This window comes from Spirosoma migulaei, from assembly GCF_054776855.1.
Genome location: NZ_BAAHBG010000013.1, coordinates 16,224 through 37,481, shown reverse-complemented (window position 1 = coordinate 37,481; position 21,258 = coordinate 16,224). Strand labels below are relative to the sequence as shown.

At 46.7% G+C, this 21,258-nt stretch carries 19 protein-coding genes; 12 read left to right on the top strand and 7 right to left on the bottom strand.

Annotation, left to right across the window (positions count from 1 at the left end; genetic code table 11):
* Positions 1-103: 103 nt before the first annotated feature.
* From ACYVGO_RS15830 to ACYVGO_RS15810, 5 genes are all read left to right on the top strand, one after another.
* On the top strand, positions 104-1,093 hold the full coding sequence (locus ACYVGO_RS15830; RefSeq protein ID WP_142772198.1) for an AAA family ATPase: 990 nt from the start codon (positions 104-106) through the stop codon (positions 1,091-1,093).
* 6 nt (positions 1,094-1,099) lie between these two features.
* Positions 1,100-1,951: a DUF58 domain-containing protein gene (locus ACYVGO_RS15825; RefSeq protein WP_460970116.1), complete on the top strand. Its 852-nt coding sequence runs from the start codon at positions 1,100-1,102 to the stop codon at positions 1,949-1,951.
* Positions 1,952-2,043: 92 nt separating this feature from the next.
* Positions 2,044-3,237 carry a BatA domain-containing protein gene (locus ACYVGO_RS15820; protein WP_460970115.1) on the top strand — a complete coding sequence of 398 codons (1,194 nt, stop codon included), beginning with the start codon at positions 2,044-2,046 and terminating at the stop codon, positions 3,235-3,237.
* Complete coding sequence (locus tag ACYVGO_RS15815) at positions 3,234-5,477, top strand: hypothetical protein (RefSeq protein WP_460970114.1); 2,244 nt, start codon at positions 3,234-3,236, stop codon at positions 5,475-5,477. Before ACYVGO_RS15820 ends, ACYVGO_RS15815 begins: the two co-directional genes overlap by 4 nt.
* A gap of 115 nt (positions 5,478-5,592) precedes the next feature.
* Positions 5,593-7,236, top strand: coding sequence for a hypothetical protein (locus tag ACYVGO_RS15810; RefSeq protein WP_460970113.1), 1,644 nt, complete (start codon positions 5,593-5,595; stop codon positions 7,234-7,236).
* Positions 7,237-7,313: 77 nt separating this feature from the next.
* Here ACYVGO_RS15810 and ACYVGO_RS15805 read toward each other — a convergent pair whose 3' ends face one another.
* From ACYVGO_RS15805 to ACYVGO_RS15790, 4 genes are all read right to left on the bottom strand, one after another.
* Complete coding sequence (locus ACYVGO_RS15805; RefSeq protein WP_142772193.1) at positions 7,314-7,526, bottom strand: hypothetical protein; 213 nt, start codon at positions 7,524-7,526, stop codon at positions 7,314-7,316.
* Positions 7,527-7,538: 12 nt separating this feature from the next.
* On the bottom strand, positions 7,539-7,862 hold the full coding sequence (locus ACYVGO_RS15800; protein WP_460970112.1) for a hypothetical protein: 324 nt from the start codon (positions 7,860-7,862) through the stop codon (positions 7,539-7,541).
* A 275-nt stretch (positions 7,863-8,137) separates the two neighbouring features.
* Positions 8,138-8,467, bottom strand: a complete 330-nt coding sequence (locus ACYVGO_RS15795; RefSeq protein WP_460970111.1) for a hypothetical protein — start codon at positions 8,465-8,467, stop codon at positions 8,138-8,140.
* 4 nt (positions 8,468-8,471) lie between these two features.
* On the bottom strand, positions 8,472-9,023 hold the full coding sequence (locus ACYVGO_RS15790) for an RNA polymerase sigma factor (RefSeq protein ID WP_460970423.1): 552 nt from the start codon (positions 9,021-9,023) through the stop codon (positions 8,472-8,474).
* Between the two features lie 495 nt (positions 9,024-9,518).
* On the opposite strand from ACYVGO_RS15790, the gene ACYVGO_RS15785 reads away from it, so the two are divergent.
* The 4 genes from ACYVGO_RS15785 to ACYVGO_RS15770 all read left to right on the top strand — a co-directional run bounded on the left by ACYVGO_RS15785 (position 9,519) and on the right by ACYVGO_RS15770 (position 13,619).
* Positions 9,519-10,616: a carboxylate-amine ligase gene (locus ACYVGO_RS15785; protein ID WP_460970110.1), complete on the top strand. Its 1,098-nt coding sequence runs from the start codon at positions 9,519-9,521 to the stop codon at positions 10,614-10,616.
* A 51-nt stretch (positions 10,617-10,667) separates the two neighbouring features.
* Entirely contained in the window at positions 10,668-11,504 is an 837-nt protein-coding gene (locus tag ACYVGO_RS15780) for a type 1 glutamine amidotransferase (protein ID WP_460970109.1), read from the top strand.
* Between the two features lie 18 nt (positions 11,505-11,522).
* On the top strand, positions 11,523-12,719 hold the full coding sequence (locus ACYVGO_RS15775; protein WP_460970108.1) for a hypothetical protein: 1,197 nt from the start codon (positions 11,523-11,525) through the stop codon (positions 12,717-12,719).
* A gap of 111 nt (positions 12,720-12,830) precedes the next feature.
* Entirely contained in the window at positions 12,831-13,619 is a 789-nt protein-coding gene (locus ACYVGO_RS15770) for an SDR family NAD(P)-dependent oxidoreductase (RefSeq protein ID WP_142772186.1), read from the top strand.
* A 60-nt stretch (positions 13,620-13,679) separates the two neighbouring features.
* On the opposite strand, the gene ACYVGO_RS15765 is transcribed toward ACYVGO_RS15770, so the two are convergent.
* Positions 13,680-14,516: a hypothetical protein gene (locus ACYVGO_RS15765; protein WP_460970107.1), complete on the bottom strand. Its 837-nt coding sequence runs from the start codon at positions 14,514-14,516 to the stop codon at positions 13,680-13,682.
* Between the two features lie 140 nt (positions 14,517-14,656).
* Between ACYVGO_RS15765 and ACYVGO_RS15760 the strand changes: the two genes are divergently transcribed.
* Positions 14,657-15,172 (top strand): DinB family protein, encoded by a 516-nt coding sequence (locus ACYVGO_RS15760; RefSeq protein WP_460970106.1) that lies wholly within the window; start codon positions 14,657-14,659, stop codon positions 15,170-15,172.
* Positions 15,173-15,281: 109 nt separating this feature from the next.
* Positions 15,282-15,464: a hypothetical protein gene (locus ACYVGO_RS15755; RefSeq protein ID WP_142772183.1), complete on the top strand. Its 183-nt coding sequence runs from the start codon at positions 15,282-15,284 to the stop codon at positions 15,462-15,464.
* An 81-nt stretch (positions 15,465-15,545) separates the two neighbouring features.
* On the opposite strand, the gene ACYVGO_RS15750 is transcribed toward ACYVGO_RS15755, so the two are convergent.
* Together ACYVGO_RS15750 and tilS are read right to left on the bottom strand one after the other, a co-directional pair.
* A complete protein-coding gene (locus ACYVGO_RS15750) occupies positions 15,546-17,828 on the bottom strand; it encodes an OmpA family protein (RefSeq protein ID WP_142772182.1) in 2,283 nt (760 codons plus the stop codon).
* A gap of 143 nt (positions 17,829-17,971) precedes the next feature.
* Positions 17,972-19,327, bottom strand: coding sequence for a tRNA lysidine(34) synthetase TilS (gene tilS, locus ACYVGO_RS15745; RefSeq protein ID WP_460970105.1), 1,356 nt, complete (start codon positions 19,325-19,327; stop codon positions 17,972-17,974).
* A gap of 32 nt (positions 19,328-19,359) precedes the next feature.
* Here tilS and ACYVGO_RS15740 point away from each other — a divergent pair, with 32 nt between their 5' ends.
* A complete protein-coding gene (locus ACYVGO_RS15740; RefSeq protein WP_460970104.1) occupies positions 19,360-21,198 on the top strand; it encodes an OstA-like protein in 1,839 nt (612 codons plus the stop codon).
* The last annotated feature ends 60 nt before the right edge of the window (positions 21,199-21,258 follow it).

The following is a 21,258-nucleotide window of genomic DNA, read 5'->3' as shown; positions in this document are numbered from 1 at the left end:
TAATGTTTAATGAACAACGGTGCCATGGCTGACACATTATTAATTATACATTTTACATTATTCATTTTTACACTCCTTCATACAACCTGATACACATAGCAAGTTGGAATCAACAGACTTAACTCACTACAAAGCGCTGGTGGCAAAGTTGCCTCAGCTACGAAAAGAAATTGGAAAGGTCATTATTGGACAGGAAGATGCGATTGGCGAAGTCCTGATCTCGCTTCTGGCAGGTGGCCATTGCCTGCTCGAAGGTGTTCCTGGACTCGCGAAGACACTGATGGTGAAGACCATGTCGGATGCACTGGCCATGCGCTTCAAGCGTATTCAGTTTACTCCTGATCTGATGCCCGGCGATATTGTTGGGACGGAGATTCTGGAAGACGATCTGGAAACGGGTCATAAAGTCTTCGTCTTTAATCAGGGTCCAATCTTTGCCAACGTCGTGCTGGCCGATGAAATCAACCGGACTCCACCTAAAACGCAGGCGGCTATGCTTGAGGCCATGCAGGAGTATAAGGTTACCTACGGCGGCAAAAATTATCCACTGCCGAAGCCGTTCCTGATCATTGCTACGCAAAACCCGATCGAACAGGCGGGTACCTATCCCCTACCCGAAGCCCAGTTAGACCGCTTTCTGCTGTACATCAAACTTAGCTATCCGGGTGAGCTTGAGGAATTAAACGTCCTGAAAAGCACGACAGGTACCGCCCGGCCTGAGTTAAAAACGGTACTCTCCGACGAGGATATTATTCAGCTGCAAAAACTGACCCGCGAGGTGCATATCAGCGATGAACTGATTAGCTATATCAATAAGCTTGTGCGGGCTACTCGCCCCGATGGTTCCCCATCATCCTTTGTCAAACAATGGTGTCAATGGGGAGCTGGCCCTCGTGCCGGGCAGGCCCTGGTATTATGCTCGAAAGCCCGTGCTGTGCTAAACGAACGTTTTTCGGTAATTCCCGAAGATATTCAATCGTTGGCTTACCCCATTTTGCGTCACCGCATTGCGCTTAATTTCCGTGCTGAAGCCGAAGGTATTACGACCGATAAGGTGATCAAGCAGTTGTTAACGGAGCTAAGACTGGCGTAAAGATTTATGCTCACAATTGATCTCATCAAGCTCAATAATCTGCAACTGGCTGGAAAATTAGTCAGCGATGAGTCATTATTGGGTATTCAAGCCAGCCAGCGATCGGGTATTGGAACGGAGTTCGAACAATTCCGGCACTATACACCGGGCGACGATCCGAAGCGGATAGACTGGAAATTATTTGCAAAATCGAATCAATACCTGGTTCGTGAATCCGCAACGGAGAGTAACCAGCAGATTCGCTTTGTGATTGATTTGTCAGGCTCAATGAACTACACCGAAGCAGGTGTCAGTCGATTGCAGTACGCTAAAATTCTGCTGGCTTCACTAGCTTATCTGGGCAATCGACAGAGCGATCAGATTAGTCTGTACAGCTTGACCGATGGTGCTATACAAACGCTGGTTCCGGCGGGTAAGCAGGCTTTTCTCAAGCTTGTCGCAACGCTTGAAGCCGCTCAGGCAACCGGTCCCTGGACGAGTACGGCAACGTCGTTCCCGGAGTTCAGCCGTAAGCAAAGTGAGATGCTCATTATTGCTTCCGACTTCCTTCAAGTGGACGATGAGTGGGTCAATCTAATTCAGAAAGTAGCTGGGCCTAGGCGGGAAATCATCATTTTTCAGATTTTAGGCGACCAGGAAGTCGATTTCTCGATCAGTGGATTTTATCGGTTTCAGGATCTTGAATCGGGAAAAGAGATTGAACTACAGGCCGATGCCATTCGGGATACCGTTCGCCAGCGGGCAGCCGATTACCTGGCCAATCTGGAGGTAAGCCTGCGAATACCGCATGTTCGGCTTATTCGTGTTCGTTTAAGCGATCCGATCGCATTAATTCTAAAACAGTTTTTGACAAGTTGACACTTGTTTGAAGTTTATAGTTTGAGGTTTGACGTTCATGACACGCCAGCAACTTCAAACGTCAAACTTCAAACTTCAAACGTTGAACCCAAATGCCCTTTGTTGAGCCATTTTTTTTGTGGGGTGCGCTGGCCGTTGTCATTCCGGTCATCATTCACTTCTGGCATCAGAAGCATGGCAAGCCGTTGCCCTGGGCGGCTACACAATGGCTCGTTGAAAAGCAGCAGCAACAAAGCAGAGGTCTACAACTCGACAATATTCCCTTACTGATAATCCGGTGTTTACTGCTGATTTTGCTGGCTATTTTACTTGCTCAACCGCTGTTGAACTGGTTTACAAGGCCAGACGAAGTCCAGAAAATTCATTTAGTACAACCCAATTCGGTAGTTGCCGATAACTTCAAGTTTGAACTGACAGAAGCAATCAAGAAAGGCGAAAAAGTTGTGTGGGCAGATGAGCGTCTGGAGAAAATGGATGATAAACCGTACAGTTTTCAAAACTCAACTCGGTTTGACCCATTACGTCTGCAAACAGCCATTAACCAGGTCGATGCTCAACATAATGAGCTGCATCTGTATATAAGCAATAGTCAGGCGTTAGCCGATGTCCCGGCCATCATGGTACCCGCCCGATTTCAGTTACACGCTATAGCTGACTCTGCCAGCCAGCCACGTGCCTATCTGTCCCTAAAAGACGGTAAAAAGCTCTTTGTTAATCGAGCGGGGAAACTAACCAACAGCCCGTCATTGGACCCATCGCTAAAGTTTCAATCGGAACCCATTCATTCGGGACCAATTAAAACGCTGGTCACCTATCGGAACGCACGAGAAAGTCAGAGCGTTAAAGCGGCCCTCGCAGCCTTGACCGATGTCTATGGTCTTGATTTAGTCATTGAGGATAAAGCCGCACCGAATCAGGTGTACGATTGGGTACTCACGGATCAGTTACCCGCAAAGCCATCCCCGCAAACGTTCTTTATTAGTTCGGGCGGTAGGCAACCTACGGCGCTGGCCAACGTCATTTACACGAATGAAACACTAACGCCCCAAACCTCTGGGCGCGTTGAAAACGGGCAATTGCCAGAATGGCTGGGAGAACAGTTGCTACAACACTATAACATGGTTACCAATGCTCAACCATTGAGCCAGCGTGACCTCAAAACCGTATTCATTCCCTCAACCAAACCAACAACAGCGCAACATGCGAGCCTCCAAAACGCACTTCTTCTGTTGTTTATCGTTTTAGTAGTACTCGAACGCTGGCTTGCCTTGACAAAAAACGCATGAACGAACTGAAACGCCTTATCTCGTCGGTCACGTACCAGCTTTACGCCAACGCCCTGCTGCGTTGCCTGTTGCTGGCAGCGTCGGTCTATTTGCTAACAGTCACGTTTACGGGACCCTCCATCTGGCCTAGTTTACTAGGACTAGTTGGGTTTGGTGCTGGTGCCGTCCTCAACAAACTGTATCAGGACAAAAAGCCGGTTGCCATTCGGCTTATTCACCAAACTGTTGGCGATACGGAATACAGTCTGCCGTTGCTAACCAAGCCCCAGCTTAACCTGGCCGAGCAACTTCAACTCGACCGGTTGAATCAGCAAGTACAACACGTTCAGATACCCGTTGTCGTGCTGTCGAAAGCGGGTGTCTATGGTTTGTTTTTGTTGGGGGCGCTGGTTGTATATGTTGGCTTTCCGATGTTGAAAAACGGCTCCAAAGCCGATCCGAAGAAGAGTGGCTTTCTGGCAGCTATTATGCCCGAAAGCAAACCCGTTCCGCCTACGTTTGAGTCGGCTACCCTTCGTATTCAACCACCTGCTTATACCAAGCTTCCCGAAACGAATTCGGCGAATTTAAACGCGTCGTCTATTGTCGGTTCAAACCTGTCCTGGCGGGTCGAGTTCAGCCACACACAACAGGTATCGGTGAAGTTGGTGGGTAGCCGTGGCCAGGAGTTGGCGTTCAAGCAAGCGGGCGATGCATTTACTTATCAGGATCGATTGGTCAACTCAGGTTTGTATGCGATCAAAGCCTACTGGCGCACTGCCGACAACAAAGATTCGGTTGTTTATCAATCTGATTTTTACCGACTTGAAGCCAAACCTGACCTGGCTCCCAAGATTGAGCCCGATTCCAAAGTATTATATCAGTTCCACTACCTGAAAGACCCAAAAATGCTGAACATCGGAGCCAAATTTTCCGACGATTTCAGTGTTACACAGGCCTTTATAGTGGCAACCGTTGCGCGAGGTTCTGGCGAAAATGTGAAATTCCGGGAGATGAAGTTTCCTCTGAGTCCAAGCAATTTCAAAGAGGCCAGGCTCACGAAAACGATTGACCTGAAAGCGCTGAATTTCACGCCAGGCGACGAACTCTACTACTATTGGGCCGCCTTCGATAATCGGCAACCTGAGCCTAATTTCACGAAGTCAGATACCTATTTCGTGGTTTATAAAGACACAACCAAGGTTGAAGAGAGTGAACTGGCTACGATGGCCGTGAACATCATGCCGGAGTATTTCCGAAGCCAGCGGCAGATCATCATCGACACCGAAAAACTGATTGCCACCCGCAAGAAAATGGCAGATAAGGCCAACCCAACACACGCCTTCAAAAGTCAGTCGAATGAAATTGGTTTCGATCAAAAAGCCTTACGCTTACGCTACGGTCAGTTTCTGGGCGAAGAGTTTGAAAAGTCTATTGGTGGTGGTGGGCCTCCTGCCAATGATGGCGCTGCACTAACGGGAATGGCCGCCGTTGAAGCCTACACGCACAAACACGATGAAGGAGAAGGTGATCACGGTGGACCCACGCAGGCTCATCATGACGACGATGATGACCACGATCATGGACACAGCCACGGCGGAGCAGCCGACGACAGCAAAGACCCTTTAGCAGCTTTAATGGAGCAGTATGTCCACAATCATGACGATGCGGAAACGAATACTTTTCATGAACAATCTACGCGGGCATTGTTGAAAACAGCCCTGGAAAATATGTGGCAGTCTGAGTTGCATCTTCGAATGTATGAACCCGAAAAAGCCCTGCCTTATGAACAGGAAGCACTTAAATACTTAAAACTCTCGCAGCAAAAAGCCCGTTCATATGTGAAGAAAACCGGCTTCGATCCACCCCAAACGAAAGAAAAAGAAACCCGGTTGACGGGTGAGTTCAAAAACGTAACCGATGCGTTTAAGCAGGAACGTAGCTACAGCCAGCAACGGATTGAAGCGATGGTAGCCGATGTGCTTGGCTATCTCGACTTACCTAAACTCACCAACCAGCAACGGCAAACAACGCAACAGCTTGGCAATGCCTTGGCGGATCCCGCCATAAATGGTGGTCTGCAAAACTGGTCTGTATTAGCTACCTTACAAAAGTTGGTGGGCGGTAAGTCAATTTCAGACGCCGAGAAAACTACTCTAAAAACGAAATTATACGCCCTCACGGGGGCCTCAGAGCGAACGGGTGCATCGTATGTAAGCGACCGTAAACTGCAACAGGCCTTCTGGCGACATTTGAAATAATGGAAAATGAATAATGTACGATGGATAATGCAATCCTTCGCATCCTGCATTATCCATCGTACCGCATGGGCGGCTCTGATTATTCATTATCCATTTTTCATTATTCATTAATAAAATGCAAACAACCATCAACTGGACTAGCCCAATTTCCTGGCTTATCGCACTGGCCTTGTTCACGCTGCTACTCGTTCAGCTTTGGCTCATCGTCCGTAATGAGTCACTTTCTACGGGTCGAAAATGGGTTCGGGGAGTATTAAATGGGGTACTTTGGCTAATTCTGGTTGGTTATTTTCTGCAACTTCACTGGCCCATTTCCCGACCTGCAACCCACGCATTGCTCATTAGCGATAATGTACCTACTGCCCTTGTCCGACAATTAAAAGACAGTCTCCATATTCAGGATAGTTTTTCCAGCCGAACCTTTAAAGCGAAATACGATTCTGTAACCCTTGTTGGTCAACAGTTTCCAACTGAAACACTGACTCAGCTCAGTAATTCCGCTCTGCAATGGATTCCCTACAACCAACCCGACCAGCTAGAGGATATCCACTGGAAAGGGGTTGTACGGCAGGGTGAAATGCAGCGCGTTACTGGCCAGATACAGTCGTCAAAAAAGCAAGTACTTCGGCTTCGGTTTGGCAACAAAACATTAGATAGTGTGGCCCTTCACGAAGGCAACAATGCGTTTAGGTTTCAATTTCCAGCCTTTGTGAAAGGCCAAAGTCAGGCAGAATTAGCATTGGGCTCTACCACCCTGGATACCCTTCACTTTTTCTCCCGACCAACTGAACCGCTTACAATTCAGTTTCTGTTGAACAGCCCTGATTTTGAGAGCAAGACTCTGGCCGACTGGCTGGGGAAGCAAGGGCATACCGTTACTGTTTCGGCCACGCTATCCAAAGATATAAGCAGCCAGATTAGCATCAATAAGGCGGGTAAATCGGCGCGCAAAAGTGCGCCCGACCTCATCATTACAGAACCTGTCAATGCCGCCAATCCAATTGTTCGCAAAGCCGTTGCCGATGGAAAGTCTGTCTTATTCATCAACCTGACTAATCCGGAAACAGATAGCCGAGTCGTCAATCAGTCGTTAGGAACGCGCTGGCAGGTACGCAAATTTTCTAACGAACCATTGATACCGATGGGCAACGGACTGAATGCCCTCCCCTATCGTTTTGCCGATAATCCAACTCAGTTCGTGGTTTCGGGCTACCCGATAGCCGCCCAACAAACTGCAGGACGCGTGGGGGTTAGCCTGCTTAGCGAAACCTATCCCTTAGCGCTCAGTGGCGATAGCCTGCTATATACGCGGGTGTGGACGGCGGTGCTGGCTCGTTTATCTGAATCGAATCAAAACACGGTTCAGGTTGATGCACCTGTGTACAGCGGCATTCGTCAGGCCATTTCAATTAATAACCCCTCGAATCGACTGACCAGTCTTCGCATTGGGAAGGATACGCTTCGCTTAACCTATTCACCCATCAACGACCGTTCAGCTGTCGGTACGTCGTCATTTCGACAGGCAGGCTGGCAGCCTATACAGGATTCACTGGCGATGTACGTCAATCCGTTACGGGCCGATGATCCGATAGCGGGCCGTACACTTGTCAGCCAATTTATAAAGGCCCACTCGCTAGTTCCATTGATTGGAGGAGAAACCTCTGATCAAACAAGTACTGCTCAATTGCCAAATTGGGGCTGGCTCCTGCTTCTTCTTGCCTGTTTTACTGCTCTTTGGGTAGAACCCAAGATCAGCTAAAACAAAAACGGCAACCCGTTTTTGGATTGCCGTTCGTATGCACGCTCTTAGTCGACTATCGACTTGATCTTAGGACTTCACCGTTTTAGGCTGGAATCGCCTTTATCAGTCGATCTGTCGGCATGTTGGCTATCACAGCTGCCATGATTATATTGATACTGATGTCCATAATAGCCACGATGACCCCAGCCATGATGCCCAAATGAACGAGGGCCTACGAGAGCCATCAGGCTCCCAAAGGTGAGGGCTGCGGTTAATACCACGACCCATGGATTTAAGCGTTGTCTCATCGGTTCGATTCGTTATAAGGTTGTTTCGTTCGTTGGTTTGTCGGTTGCCTTTCGGGTTTCATAATCACCGTATCGGCCACCCTGATTGAAACGCTGTTTGAACTGGTTATACTCTTCGTCGCTCATTTGACGAATCCGGTCAGCGAAAGCGGGCATTTGACCGTACCCAGGCCCCTGCCTCCATCCCCGGCGGAAACGGCCACCGCCAAAGATTCGAAGTAAAGCGCCGATGATCAGGACGAAAAACACCAGCCGAATCAGGAAAAATGGCATGATGAATAAAGCTACTCCCACTAATAGGCCAGCCAGAATTGATTTTAACAGGTTATTGTTCATCGTATTTGTCTCGTTTACTTGTTGTTATACATGGGATGACGAATCAGACGAGAAATTACTTTAGTGGGCGTGAAGATTTTTCTCATATGCGTTCTCGCTTGGCTTCGCCGAGTGAGGGCTATTGTTTTGACGGCCTCTGGCCGGAGTATTATATCAAAAACGGGCCAGAGGCCCTTGAACGAATATGCCTCACTCGGCGAAGCCAAGCGAGAACTTCTGCCTATAAAAAAATCTCATCAAAATCATCTGATGAGATATAAGTATAATGAAGATGATTACGACCTGTCTTCGCCACGTCTACGCCATTCGTTTTTAAATTTCGCCCGATCTTCATCGCTCATTTGCCGAAATTTTTCCCGCCAGGGCGGACCGCCACCTTCGGGCGATCGGCCACCACCAGGCCCGGCTTTAAACCCTCCCAGCAATATTCTGCTTAAAATTAATAATCCCATTGCCTGCCAATAAGTTACGACTTTCACGGGCACCACTGCTACCAGCACTTTATTCCAGAGCCAGTACACAGCAAACGAAAAGAAGAATAAGGCCATCAGTATAAATACTGGGAAGAAGAAGCGTAATCGTCTTCGGCCATAGTGATTTCTCATTGGTTTACAGGTTATCGAGTTCGTTATAAAGAGTCTGTAGTCGCTTGCGTAGATGTTGCACGGCGTATCGCTTTCGGGAAATTATGGTCTTCAGGTTTTCACCGGTTTGGTCGGCAATTTCCTGTAAGGTAAGGTCTTCCAACTCATTCTTCATAAACACGCTGCGCTGATTTTCGGGCAGTTCGTCCAGCGCCCGCATCAATTCGTCCCAGAAAATATCCTTAAAAAACTGGTCTTCGGGCGTTTGGGCATCGGTTAACAGGATTTCCCGGAAACTGATATCACCCTCGTCATCTTCAATCATCAAACCGGATAAAGGATCTTCTTTTTTCTTCCGATAGGTATCCGTTATCCGATTGCGTGCCACCTGAAACAGCCAGCCACTGATACTTTCGATTCCGTCCAGATCAACCACTTTGCTGAGCTGATACCAAACGTCCTGCAAAATATCTTCAGCATCTTCATCCGATTTCACTTGCCCACGAATAAAGCGCGACAGCCGATTTCCGTACTGCTTAACTGTCTCGATAATATTTCGTTTAGCTGGCTCAGCCATCTTAATAAACCAGACGCTGTGTGAGTTGGTGAACGGGTTGTTCGGCCAATGTACAAAAACGATTGGCATTGTCTGAGAAACCCAGAGCAGATCTAATAAGTGCAAAACCATCGGGCCGTATAACGGCTAAATCAATAGAAGGTCGTAGCTAACGATGATCGGTTGCTAGGCAGGTATTAAAAATAGCAGTGCCTTTGCGATCCCCAAATCTACTATTACTCAAAAACCTATCTAAATGCCACAATGGGCAAGGTAAAGACAGCCGATACGGTTTACTATGCGCTTGATCGAAAGTTTAAGCTCATTCCAACTCTCTGATGCTGGCGCTACCTTCATTGTGTTGAACACATAATCCGTCACTCGCTATTGTTCATCGTTGGTTAACAAAAAAAAGGAATTGTCGTTGCTGTCCATAGCGCACCAATCGAAAAACTAGTATCTTACCTCTTCAATTCTCAACCCATACGAATCTGCTTTTCCTAACACATAACGCCTATGCCCGTTTTCACCCTCGGTATTGAAGAAGAGTTTCAAACGATTGACCCTACTACAGGCGAGTTGCGTTCGCACATGTCCAAGATTGTTGACGGTGGCCAGATTGTCCTTCAGGAACGTGTAAAGGCCGAAATGCACCAGGCCGTCGTTGAGGTTGGTACCAATATCTGCACCAATATTCAGGAAGCCCGCCAGGAGGTTACCTACCTGCGCAAAATGATTATTGAACTGGCCGAAAAACAGAATCTAAAAATTGCGGCTGCCGGAACGCACCCTTTTTCTGATTGGCAGGAGCAACTCATTACCCCTAACGAACGCTACGACCGACTCATTGAAGAACTGCGCGATGTAGCCCGCTCGAACCTTATTTTTGGCCTGCACGTCCACGTAGGTATCGAAAATCGGAATGAGGGGGTTCAGATTATGAATGCAGTACGGTATTTTTTACCCCATATTTACGCACTTTCCACCAACTCACCGTTCTGGCGCGGACGCAACACGGGCTTCAAATCATACCGTTCGAAGGTGTTTGACAAATTCCCACGAACGGGTATTCCTGACTTTTTCTCGTCGGCGGCTGAGTATGATGAGTACATAAACCTGCTGATCAAAACCGGCTGTATAGACAACGGGAAGAAAATCTGGTGGGATATTCGCTTGCACCCCTTCTTCGATACCATTGAGTTCCGCATCTGCGATGTACCAATGCGTGTAGACGAAACCATTTGCCTGGCCGCCATTATGCAGGCACTGGTTGCTAAAATCTATAAGCTACACCAACAAAATTTAAACTTCCGCCCCTACCGACGTATCCTGATTAATGAAAACAAATGGCGGGCCGCGCGGTACGGTATTGAAGGTAAACTGATTGATTTTGGTAAGCAGGAAGAGGTACCGACCCATCAGCTTATCCATGAGCTACTCAGTTTTATCGATGATGTTGTGGATGAATTAGGTAGCCGGGCTGAGTGCGAATACGTACTTAAAATTCTGGAAATGGGTACTGGTGCCGACCGCCAACTAGCTGTTTTTCAAGAGACCAATGACCTGAAGAAGGTTATGGATTACATTATCGAAGAAACTTCTTTGGGTATCTGACAGTTATTTTCAGGACGACTATCATCAACTAATTAGCCGTAACCGACACCTATGAATGTAGTGAAAATTGCCGTACTGGATATGAATAACAACCATGCCAATGAAGGAATGCGTTGTATTCTGCACCAGATTCGGAACATGCAGGGGAATGTACAGGAGGAACTATCTTATGATGTTTTCGATGTTCGATCTAAAAATGAACTTCCTGATTTAGAGTACGATATATTTATTTCGTCAGGTGGACCGGGCAGTCCTCTTGCCTCATCGGAGGAATGGGAGGCCCGCTATTTTGACCTGATCGATCAGATAATTGACTGGAACCGGCACAACGAGCGTAAGAAATTTGTCTTTTTGATCTGCCACTCGTTTCAGCTGGTTGTTCGTCACCTCGACCTAGGTTTGCTGAGCCGACGTCGATCCACATCGTTCGGTATTTTTCCGGTTCATAAAACCGACGAAGGGTTGGGAGAAACGTTACTGGAAGGCCTGCCTGACCCATTTTTTGCCGTTGACTCACGGGATTATCAGATTACCGAGCCGAATGCCGACCGTCTGGACGAAATGGGTGCCACAATCCTTTGTCTGGAGAAAATCCGCCCGCACGTTCTGCTTGACCGGGCAGTGATGGCCATTCGGTTTTCTCCAGAGATTTTAGGTACTCAGTTCCATCCGGAAGCCGATAATGAGGGGATGTTGCGTTACTTCCTGCAGGATGAAAAACGGAATCATATCGTATCGAATTTTGGGCAGGAGAAATACAACGACATGGTCGCTTATCTACAGGAACCCGACAAAATTGCTCTGACTGAGTCGATTATACTACCCGGCTTTTTGAGCCAGTCCATTCAGTCATTGGCTCTGTCCGAACAGTTTATAGAACAGAATTAACCCTGTCCTAGGAAATTTATGATACAGTCCGTCCGCCAAACCTATAACCAAGCTTTTAGCCCGGAACGCTACCGGGCTTTTTTGGATAAAATAAATACAGAACTGCCCGATCAATTAGATTTTCGTGTGGCTGAAACGCCGGTTTTTGTCCCGAAAGTATTGACCGACAAACTTCTACAAGCCTGCGATGATATTGTAAGCGTTATTACTCGTGATGATTTTAACGCGCTTACAGAAAAGGCAATTCCAGAAGGCCAGCGAGTTCCTAATGAGGATGCTCACACTCAGTTTCTGGCGGTAGATTTCGCGGTATGTACGAATGGCAGCGGTGAACTCACCCCTCAATTAATCGAATTACAGGGATTTCCGTCGCTTTATGGATTTCAACCATTCATTGCGAATCTATTCCGCACAATGTATCCAATTCCCGATAACCTTTCACATTTGTTCAACGTCGAAACAAATGCGGATTACCTGGAACGGCTTCGACAGATGATTGTGGGCGATTGTGAGCCCGAAGAAGTTATTTTGCTGGAAATATATCCTGAAAAGCAAAAAACGCGGATCGACTTTGTACTGACCGAACGGGCACTGGGCGTTGCGCCCGTTTGTATGACTAAAATCAGGAAGGAAGGCCGTGCGTTGTTTTACGAAAAAGACGGTCGACAAGTAAGGATCAAACGCATCTATAACCGATTGATTTTTGACGACTTACAAAACTTCCCTGACCTAAAAACTGATTTTCATCTCACTGATGATGTAGACGTAGAGTGGGTTGGTCATCCAAACTGGTTTTTCCGCATTAGCAAATACACACTCCCCCTGCTGAAAAGCCCGTACGTTCCTGCCAGTTACTACCTGTCAAGCCTGAGCGAGTATCCTGCTGATCTGGAAAACTACGTGTTGAAACCGCTCTTCTCGTTTGCGGGTAGTGGCGTTAAACTAAACATCACCTCCGCCGACCTTGATGCCATTCCCGCCGATCAACGTGACGGCTATTTGCTCCAACGGAAGGTTATATATGAACCTGTTATTCAGTCGCCGGATGGGTTAGTTAAATGCGAGATTCGTATGTTATTTATCTGGCCTAAAGAAGACCCCAAACCCACTTTGGTCACTAATCTGAGTCGCTTGAGCCGGGGCGAAATGATTGGGGTTAATTTCAATAAAAATAAAGACTGGGTAGGTGGTTCAGTCTGCTTCTTTGAAAAGTAAAAGATTGTTTGAGGTTCGTAGTTTGTGGTTTGACGTTACTGGGCGCATCGGTAACTCAGGTGTTATCTAACGTCAAACCTCAAACTACGAACCTCAAACTTTTTATCTATTATGGAAAACTCTCTCCAACCCACTACCGAAAAAGCCATGTTTGACCTGACCGGAAAAGTGGCCATTATAACTGGAGCCAGCAAAGGCATTGGCGAAGACATGGCGCGTGTATTTGCCCGTTTCGGTGCTAAAGTTATTGTGAGTAGCCGCAAACAGGATGCCTGCGACGCCCTCGCCAGCGACATCCGGGCGCAGGGTGGCGATGCCACAGGCATTGCCGCTCATGTAGGCGATATGGATCAGCTTCGGCAATTAGTTGATAAAAGCATTGCTACTTACGGAGGCATTGATATTTTAGTTAACAACGCTGCATCGAACCCCGTTTTCGGCCCCTCTCTCGACTGCGATGGTGCGGCTTTTGACAAGATCATGCAGGCCAATGTGAAGGCGCCATTTGAGTTAAGTAAGCTTTGCTATCCCAGCATGAAAGCCCGTGGCGGAGGTAGTATCATCATGATCAGCAGTATTGCTGGTCATACACCCGATCCCGGCTTAGGTATGTACAGTGTCAGTAAAGCATCGTTGAATATGCTCACAAAGGTACTGGCGAAAGAATGGGGTCCTGACGGGATTCGGGTGAATGCCATTTGTCCTGGTCTGATCAAAACCAAATTTAGTCAGGCCCTCTGGCAGGATGAGAAGATTCTGGATCACTTCACCAAGCGAATCCCGATTGCCCGTATGGGTACAACCGACGAAATCAGCCCACTGGCGTTGTTTCTGGCATCTAATGCCTCATCCTATAGCACAGGGAGCTTGTTTTATGCGGATGGCGGAACGGTGATTTAACTAGTCAAGCCTTCCTCTCATAATCAGGTGTAAAGAACCTGTTTTGGCCTTGTTAGTAATCTAGTAAGATTCATATTCATAAATGATCTCATAATTACCATCACGTTGGGTGGCTTTTGTCAGTAAGCCATTCGAATCATACGTGTAAATTTCATGGCTCAGCATAGCATTATTTTGGCTAAAAGCCCTGATATCATCATATAAATCGATTAAATCATGTGTGTAGAACACGCCATACATTAATCCGTAAAGAAGATTAGGTCTGTCGTCATATTGAAACGTTTCAGGAGGGTAAATACCAGACTTAGGTTGATTACTTTGTTCCCTTGTAACAACATTCCCCTTATCATAGGTATAATAATTATAAGCATATACGGCTCGTCCAGACGATACAGGCCCACCACTGATTGATATAACTCGGCTCGGAACTTTATCCCCGTCTTTATAGTCAAAATTCCACTGACCCGCAAAGCGGGCAAATTTATCGATGTCACTCACCTGCTCTGTGTATACCGAGATAAGCTTACCACCCTCATCATAGGTATAGTAATACCTCATATCAGCAACGTATTCGCCTGGGGTATATACCGCCATTCCAGTACCAGCTTTAAATTGTCTCTCTATTTTTATGAGCTTACCTTGCTCGTTATAATACAGTAGTTTTCTACCATTCACAGAAATCCAATTGGTGCCTATATATCCAGAAGTTATACTATCTAAACGACCTTCGATAGAATAATTAAATGTGTTATACGAGCGATTTGTGTCATTTATGTGTTTATACGAAACGCGTTTAATTCGAAACCGCTGAGCTGATGGAATTCGGTGATCTTCGCAGGAAGTCAATAAAATAAAAAGTGCTAAAACACGAAGCCAAATGCTAAAATTGAGTCGCATACTACAGATGTTAAACTGGTAAAATTATCAGACGTTGTTTAGCTATATAGGCCCAAGGGTGAAAAGGAAAGTCGTAAATAATAAAATTTTTGTCCCTATTTTGTCTATCGTTGATTAGCGAATTAACTAAGTAAGTACCTATGCAACCCCCAGTTGAAACACGCGAAGTCTGGTTACGTGGCCCTCTCTCAACTATGCCACCCCTACTCCAGCCCATAGCACACGCACTGCTGCAGGCCCGCGAAGAGGTGAGCACACTCATGCATGATTTTCCAGAACAGTTACTTTGGGAACGCCCGGCTGGTGTGGCCTCCGTCGGTTTTCATCTTCAACACCTGACAGGCGTATTGGATCGGCTCTTTACCTACGCACGCCAGGAAGCGCTTTCGCCTGATCAGCTAGCATCCTTAGCATCAGAAGGTAAGCCAAGTGAGTCGCCCCTTTCTGTTCAGGAGTTAGTTAATTTGTTTACTGAGCAGGTTGAAAAAGCATTAGCCCAACTCCGTTTGACCGATGAACAAGCTCTGACTGAAATACATGGAGTGGGTCGGGCGCAACTCCCCTCTACCCTGATTGGTTTACTGACGCATGCTGCCGAACACACGATGCGCCATGTAGGTCAACTCTCGGTTACGGTGCGCGTGATAACAGTTTAACTGGTTTTTAAGTTATCATTCATTAGTACTTCATCCTACTAGCCGACCTTTCATTTAGGAAGTTCGCCAGAAAGGCGGGGTTCTTTCACTAAAAACCATTCTTAAGCTCATGAAAAAGTCAATATTGGCAGCCCTTGCGGTAGCCGCTCTTTGTGTCAATATCTCGTTTGCCAACACGCCTTCACAAGACAAACCAGTATCTAAAACAACAACGACTGTGAAGAAGACTACGCCATCGAAATCAAAAACGATGACTTCATCGGTCCATAAGAAGCATGTTAAGCAATCGTAATGACTGATCAACATAACAAAAACGGCCCATTTTCGACGGGCCGTTTTTGTTACACAACTATGGGTATTAATGCGAAGCTTTTTATTGTACAGCTAATACTTTAAACTCGGTCCGGCGGTTTTGCTGGTGCTCGCTTTCCGTACAATTCACGCCATCTACGCAGCCGTTAAGAATCTCGGATTCACCATAGCCCCGCGCCACCAGGCGACTGGCGGGAATCCCCCGAGCCACCAGATAATCCATTGCCGCACGAGCACGACTCTCCGATAGCCGGATATTGTAGGTGTCTGTAGCACGGGCATCGGTATGTGACCGAAGTTCGATCTGCATTTGTGGGTACTCCTTAAGAATAGCCAGTACATGATCTAGTTCCTGTGCAGCATCAGCACGAATAAAGAACTTGTTCAGGTCGTAATAAATATTCTTGAGTTGAAATACATCCCCTACGCCATACAAACCCAGGGAGTCCGTAACAATTTTCGATTTACGCTTCGTTTTGCCATACTGCGCTTTTTTGGTTGCGTAGCGATCTTTCTGAGCTGTAATCGTATAAGGTGCGTTTGGCTTCACATCAAACTCATATCCGCCATCTGGACCAGTCGTTACGGTTTGTTCCGATTTATCCTTCTCATTCCGCAAGGTCACCTTCACACCCGTTGCGGGCTGCTGGTTTACTTCCGTCTTGATTACACCCTTCACTAATGTATTTTCCGACTTCTCAAGGTAAATCGATACGTTCATGACCGGTTTAGCCGACTGCGTCAGGGTTGAGAAACGAACGCTGTTCATGGCGTAGCCTTCTTTAATGGCTTTAAATTCGTATTCGGTGTTCGAGTCGACACATAAATCGGTACGGCCCTGCACGTTGGTTAAACGAAGATCCTGATTGATGCCATTCCGCAAAATCCGAACATCCGCATTTTCAAGTGGCGTATTGGTTTTGGCATCATACACCAGAATGTTAAGCTGCTTGCAGGCACGGCGGAACGAATAGATATCATCATCGCTTACACCTTTTTTACGGTTACTGCTCACAAAACCCGTTGTACGATTCTTATCCGTGATGAACCCAAAATCATCCTTTTCGGAGTTGATCGGTGCACCTACGTTCTGAACGCCTTTATAAGCAATACCGTCTTTCAGTTCGGCCACAAATACGTCCAGACCACCCAGGCCCTCATGCCCATCAGATGAGAAATATAAATCATCTCCTTCAGACGCAAACGGGAACATTTCGTTGCCTTCGGTATTAATTTCTTTGCCCATATTTACGGGCGTTCCCCACTGGCCATTGTTGAATTCAACTACGTAGATATCCGTACCGCCATAACCGCCCGGCATATCCGAAGCAAAATACATTTTTGTATTATCGGCCGAGAAAGCGGGGTGACCAACGGAGTATTCGTTGCTGTTAAAAGGAACTTCCTGAATATCGACCCATTTGCCGTTCTTATTCACGGAAGAATACAATTTCAATTTTTTTACCCCATCTGAGCTTTTGCCCGCTTTTCCCTTACTCGTATTGTTACGGGTGAAGACGATGTAGTTCTGATCTTTCGTAAAGGTCATTGGACCTTCATGGTATTTGGTATTGAGTGTGCGGCTAAAAATCTCAGCTTTCGATAAGGGTTGATTCTCAGCAGTAACTTCAGTACCGGCTGTTTTTGCATCGCTACCACCACCCAATACAGCTGAATTAATCGAGCGGGTCAGATCAGCACCCGGCACACGCAGTTGATTCGTATCCGGATGAAAATAGAGATCCAGAAAGGGGGTTTGATTCCAGTTGAATACGCGCTTCACTACACCCGATTCATCGCGAGCTGATACGAAAACAATCCCACCCTTATAGTACATCGGGCTGAAATCGGCCTGCCGGGAGTTGATCGGGAGGTTGTACAACCGGTAGGAAGACGAATCCTGATAGAACCGGCTCATATCCATGTAAGATACCGTAAATCGGCGTCCACGGAGGTCTTGCCCCTGTTTTTCGCCGTATTGGCTATACATTTTCTGCGATTCCCGGTATTTACCATTGGCCGCCAGCGACTGCGCATAGTAGAGGTATACTTCGCTATCCAGATCGGTATAGGATTTTACCAGTTCGCCATACACACGCTCTGCGTTGCGGGTATCCTGCAACTTTCGGTAGCTGTACCCAAGTTTAATAAGTGCATCGCGCGTTTCGGCTGGATCTTTCTTTTTGTCGGCCCGCAGAAATTCCTCATACGCCCGCACTGCGCTGACATAGCTGAGATTATCAAATTGCTTGTTAGCCGCTCGTAAACGCGCACTTTGTGCCTGAACATTCAGACTCCAGAAGGCTAGTCCTGTTAGTAATAGGACACGTACAATTCGGTTCATGGTATTAGAGAGTTAGTAGAAACTATGGGCTCGCCAGAAACCTAACAAATAGAATGCCAACTTTATAAGCTAATTGGTATCGGCCCCCTAAAGCGCTACTTTTTTTGTTATGGTATCTTAAAAATACAATTTTCAAGTAGCTATCAACGATTAAATTTCCTTTTTCTATTCAACGAAAATCGACCAATTCGCTTCGTTTCAGCCTGAACGCGAAAGCGATGGTCTATCCGATGGCCAATGACCCAGGCAATCTGACCACCCGAGAGCAGTACTGCTGTTTGTTCCCGCTCAGTACGGCTAAGCTTCAGGTCATTCAGCAAATCACTAACTAACTTATGCCCATTTAGGCCCAGGGGCCGGAACCGATCACCTTGTCTCCAGGGGCGAATGGTAAGCGGAAACGTCAGTCGATCTGCATCCAGGCAAGCCACACTTGAATCTGGCAATGGACGGAAGTCATCGGATTTCTCTTGTCTCTCCAACGTAAGCGTAAACACAGAGTCTACTTCCACTGGTCCATCAGGCCAATCCTGTAGCATAATTTCGTAGTCTGCCTTCTTTACTAAGGGTTCAAGTACCAAACCTATACGTTCATGACTGATCCGATGGGTAGTTGACGAGAATACCTGCCCAACAGGTTGATGTAAGGATTCAACCATGTGCTCCACCTGATTGTCAGTAAATCCGAATGGTTTGAACCATTCTGTTAGTCGGAACACGGGTTCAGGTAATGCCTGTAGCTTATTGACAGGTAGTATGATTTGTTCTCCATCTTGCCTTGCCGTTTCCTGCCAGGAACGTTGAAGTTCAGCCTGCATCAGCGTTTCTGCAGCCCGCAGCCGCTCAATTGTACGGGGTAATGTTTGCCATAATCCCGGATTCAGATCGGTCAGAACCGGAACAACATGGTGCCGAATCCGGTTACGAGCATAGGTATCATTATGATTAGAACTGTCCTCCCGGTAGAGCACGTTATGTTCATCGGCATAGGTAGCCAGCTCGGGGCGAGTCGCAAACAATAGTGGACGTATTATTCCGTTCTTGCTACTCGCAATACCATGTAAGCCAGCTAAGCCGGTGCCACGTGTGAGGTTAAGCAACAGCGTTTCCAATACATCATTCTTGTGATGAGCCGTTGCTACACAGGAATATTGATAGTCCTGAAGAAGCTGAGCAAACCAAGCATACCGGAGATCTCGGGCAACCATTTGAATAGAAACGCCCTGTCCTTTAGCAACAGCAGTTGTATCGAAGTGTGTTAGATGAAACGGAACCCCATAGTGTTCAGCCTTGTTCTGAACAAACAAGGCATCAGTCTCTGAGTCCTGGCCACGTAGACCGAAGTTGACATGGGCTATGGCAAATGGCTGCCCGATACGGTAAACTAGTTCGGCGAGTACCATTGAGTCAATGCCGCCACTTACGGCCAACAGCACACGATCGCTGGGACCGAATAGTCGATTGTCGTTAATAAATGCTAAAAAATTCTGCTCCAACATCCGGTGTCGGCCCAAAGCCGTAGTTTTGTCACATGATTCGTTTGTTTGCCCGCTTTTTATTTGTTGCCGTTTGCGTTTGCTTACTAGTGCCCTCTACGGATACACTGGCGCAAGTTGGGGGTGCGCCTGTAACTGCGGGCACTGGCGATAAAGTCGAGTTATTTCATGCCGATAGTTTAGTCGTCCTAAATATACCTGGTCAGGCGGTTCGAAAATTATACAATAACGTCCGGCTACGGCACAAAGGTGTACTCATGTACTGCAATCTCGCGATTCAGAACGTGACGACCAATGTAATCGAAGCCTATGGTAATGTCCGGCTTGTTCAGGGCGATACGATTAACGTGCGGGGTGACACCATGTTTTATTACGGCAATACGCGTCAGGCAAATATGCGCGGTCATGTAATTATGCATGACCGTAAAATGACCCTGACAACCGCTCAACTCGACTACGATATGCTGTCGGGTATTGCCCATTATCCAACGCCAGGCCGTATTGTCGACAAAGAAAACGTTCTGACCAGCAAGGAAGGCTATTATGACACCCGCAGTAAACTGTTTACATTTCGTCAGAATGTACGTTTAGTGAATACCAAAGGTACGCTCACCGCCGATTCGCTGCTGTATAATTCGCTCACCCGAATCGCAACCTTTCAGGGGCCAACGCGCATCAAAAATAAAGATGGGGTTCTGACGGCCATTGCCGGGCAATACAATACCACATCGGGCATTTCTAATTTTCAGCGTCGGGCTACTGTCGAGACGCCCAAGTATCGGTTAACGGGCGATTCACTCTACTATGACAATGTATCCGAACTAGGGATTGCGAAAGGCAGTGTCATTATGGTTGCCAAAGATCGTAAAGCCGTTATTACCGGCGACCATGTTCGCTACAATGGGAAAGCCGGAATTTCGCGGGTTACGGGCCATGCGGTTGCCAAAAGTCTTGCGAATGAGACGACAAATGACACGCTTTATCTTCGAGCCGATACGCTATTTTCCTTCGACAACAAACTTACCAATACCCGCCGACTGCTGGGTCAGAAAAACGTCTTTTTATATAAATCGGACATACAAAGCAAGTGCGATTCGCTCATTTATGACACGGCTGATTCAACCATTTATTTTTACAAAAAACCGATTCTCTGGAGCCAGAACAAGTACCAGATGGAAGCCGATTCGATGAAGGTTTTGCTCAAAAATAATCGGATTCACACCATGTTTTTGAAAACAAAATCGTTCGTTATCTCGCTCGATACGCTAAAAAATTTCAACCAGATAAAAGGGCGTACAATCACGGCTTATTTCGCCACAAAACTTGTCAATCCAGATACGCTTTCAGAGGACCAGCCTAGGGCTAAGTCTGACAAAAAGCTATCTTCTGCAGTCAATAACATCAAAAATGCAACGGCTTCTGCAACGAATACCCTACCTAAAGGCGTAACAGAAAAAAGAACTGGCTCAACAGGTTCTGATACTGTACGGCTTCAGGAGAGAACAACGCTTGATCGGGTACTTGTTGATGGCAATGGGCAAAGTATTTATTACGCTCTCAACGAAAAAAATAAAATGATTGGCCTGAATCATGTTGAATGTAGCCGGATGAATATCGAATTTAACGACAACAAAGTTGGCCGAATTCGATTTTATGGACATCCGGATTCGCAACTTATTCCGCCTAAAGAAATAACTGGCGAAACGCAGGAACTCGATGGTTTTCGGTGGCGCGATCCAGAAAAACCAACAAAGGGTCAGGTTTTATGGCTCGAAACGCCACCGGCCGAGAAGCCTGCGGTGAAAAAACCATTAAAAATTAAGAGCCAAAACAAACCTTTGGCTCAAAAATTGGTTCGAAAAGGTAATAATTGAGACTTTTAACAATTTTTTAGACAATAGACAGTTGACTTTGTCTTTTAAGCTGAATAGGTT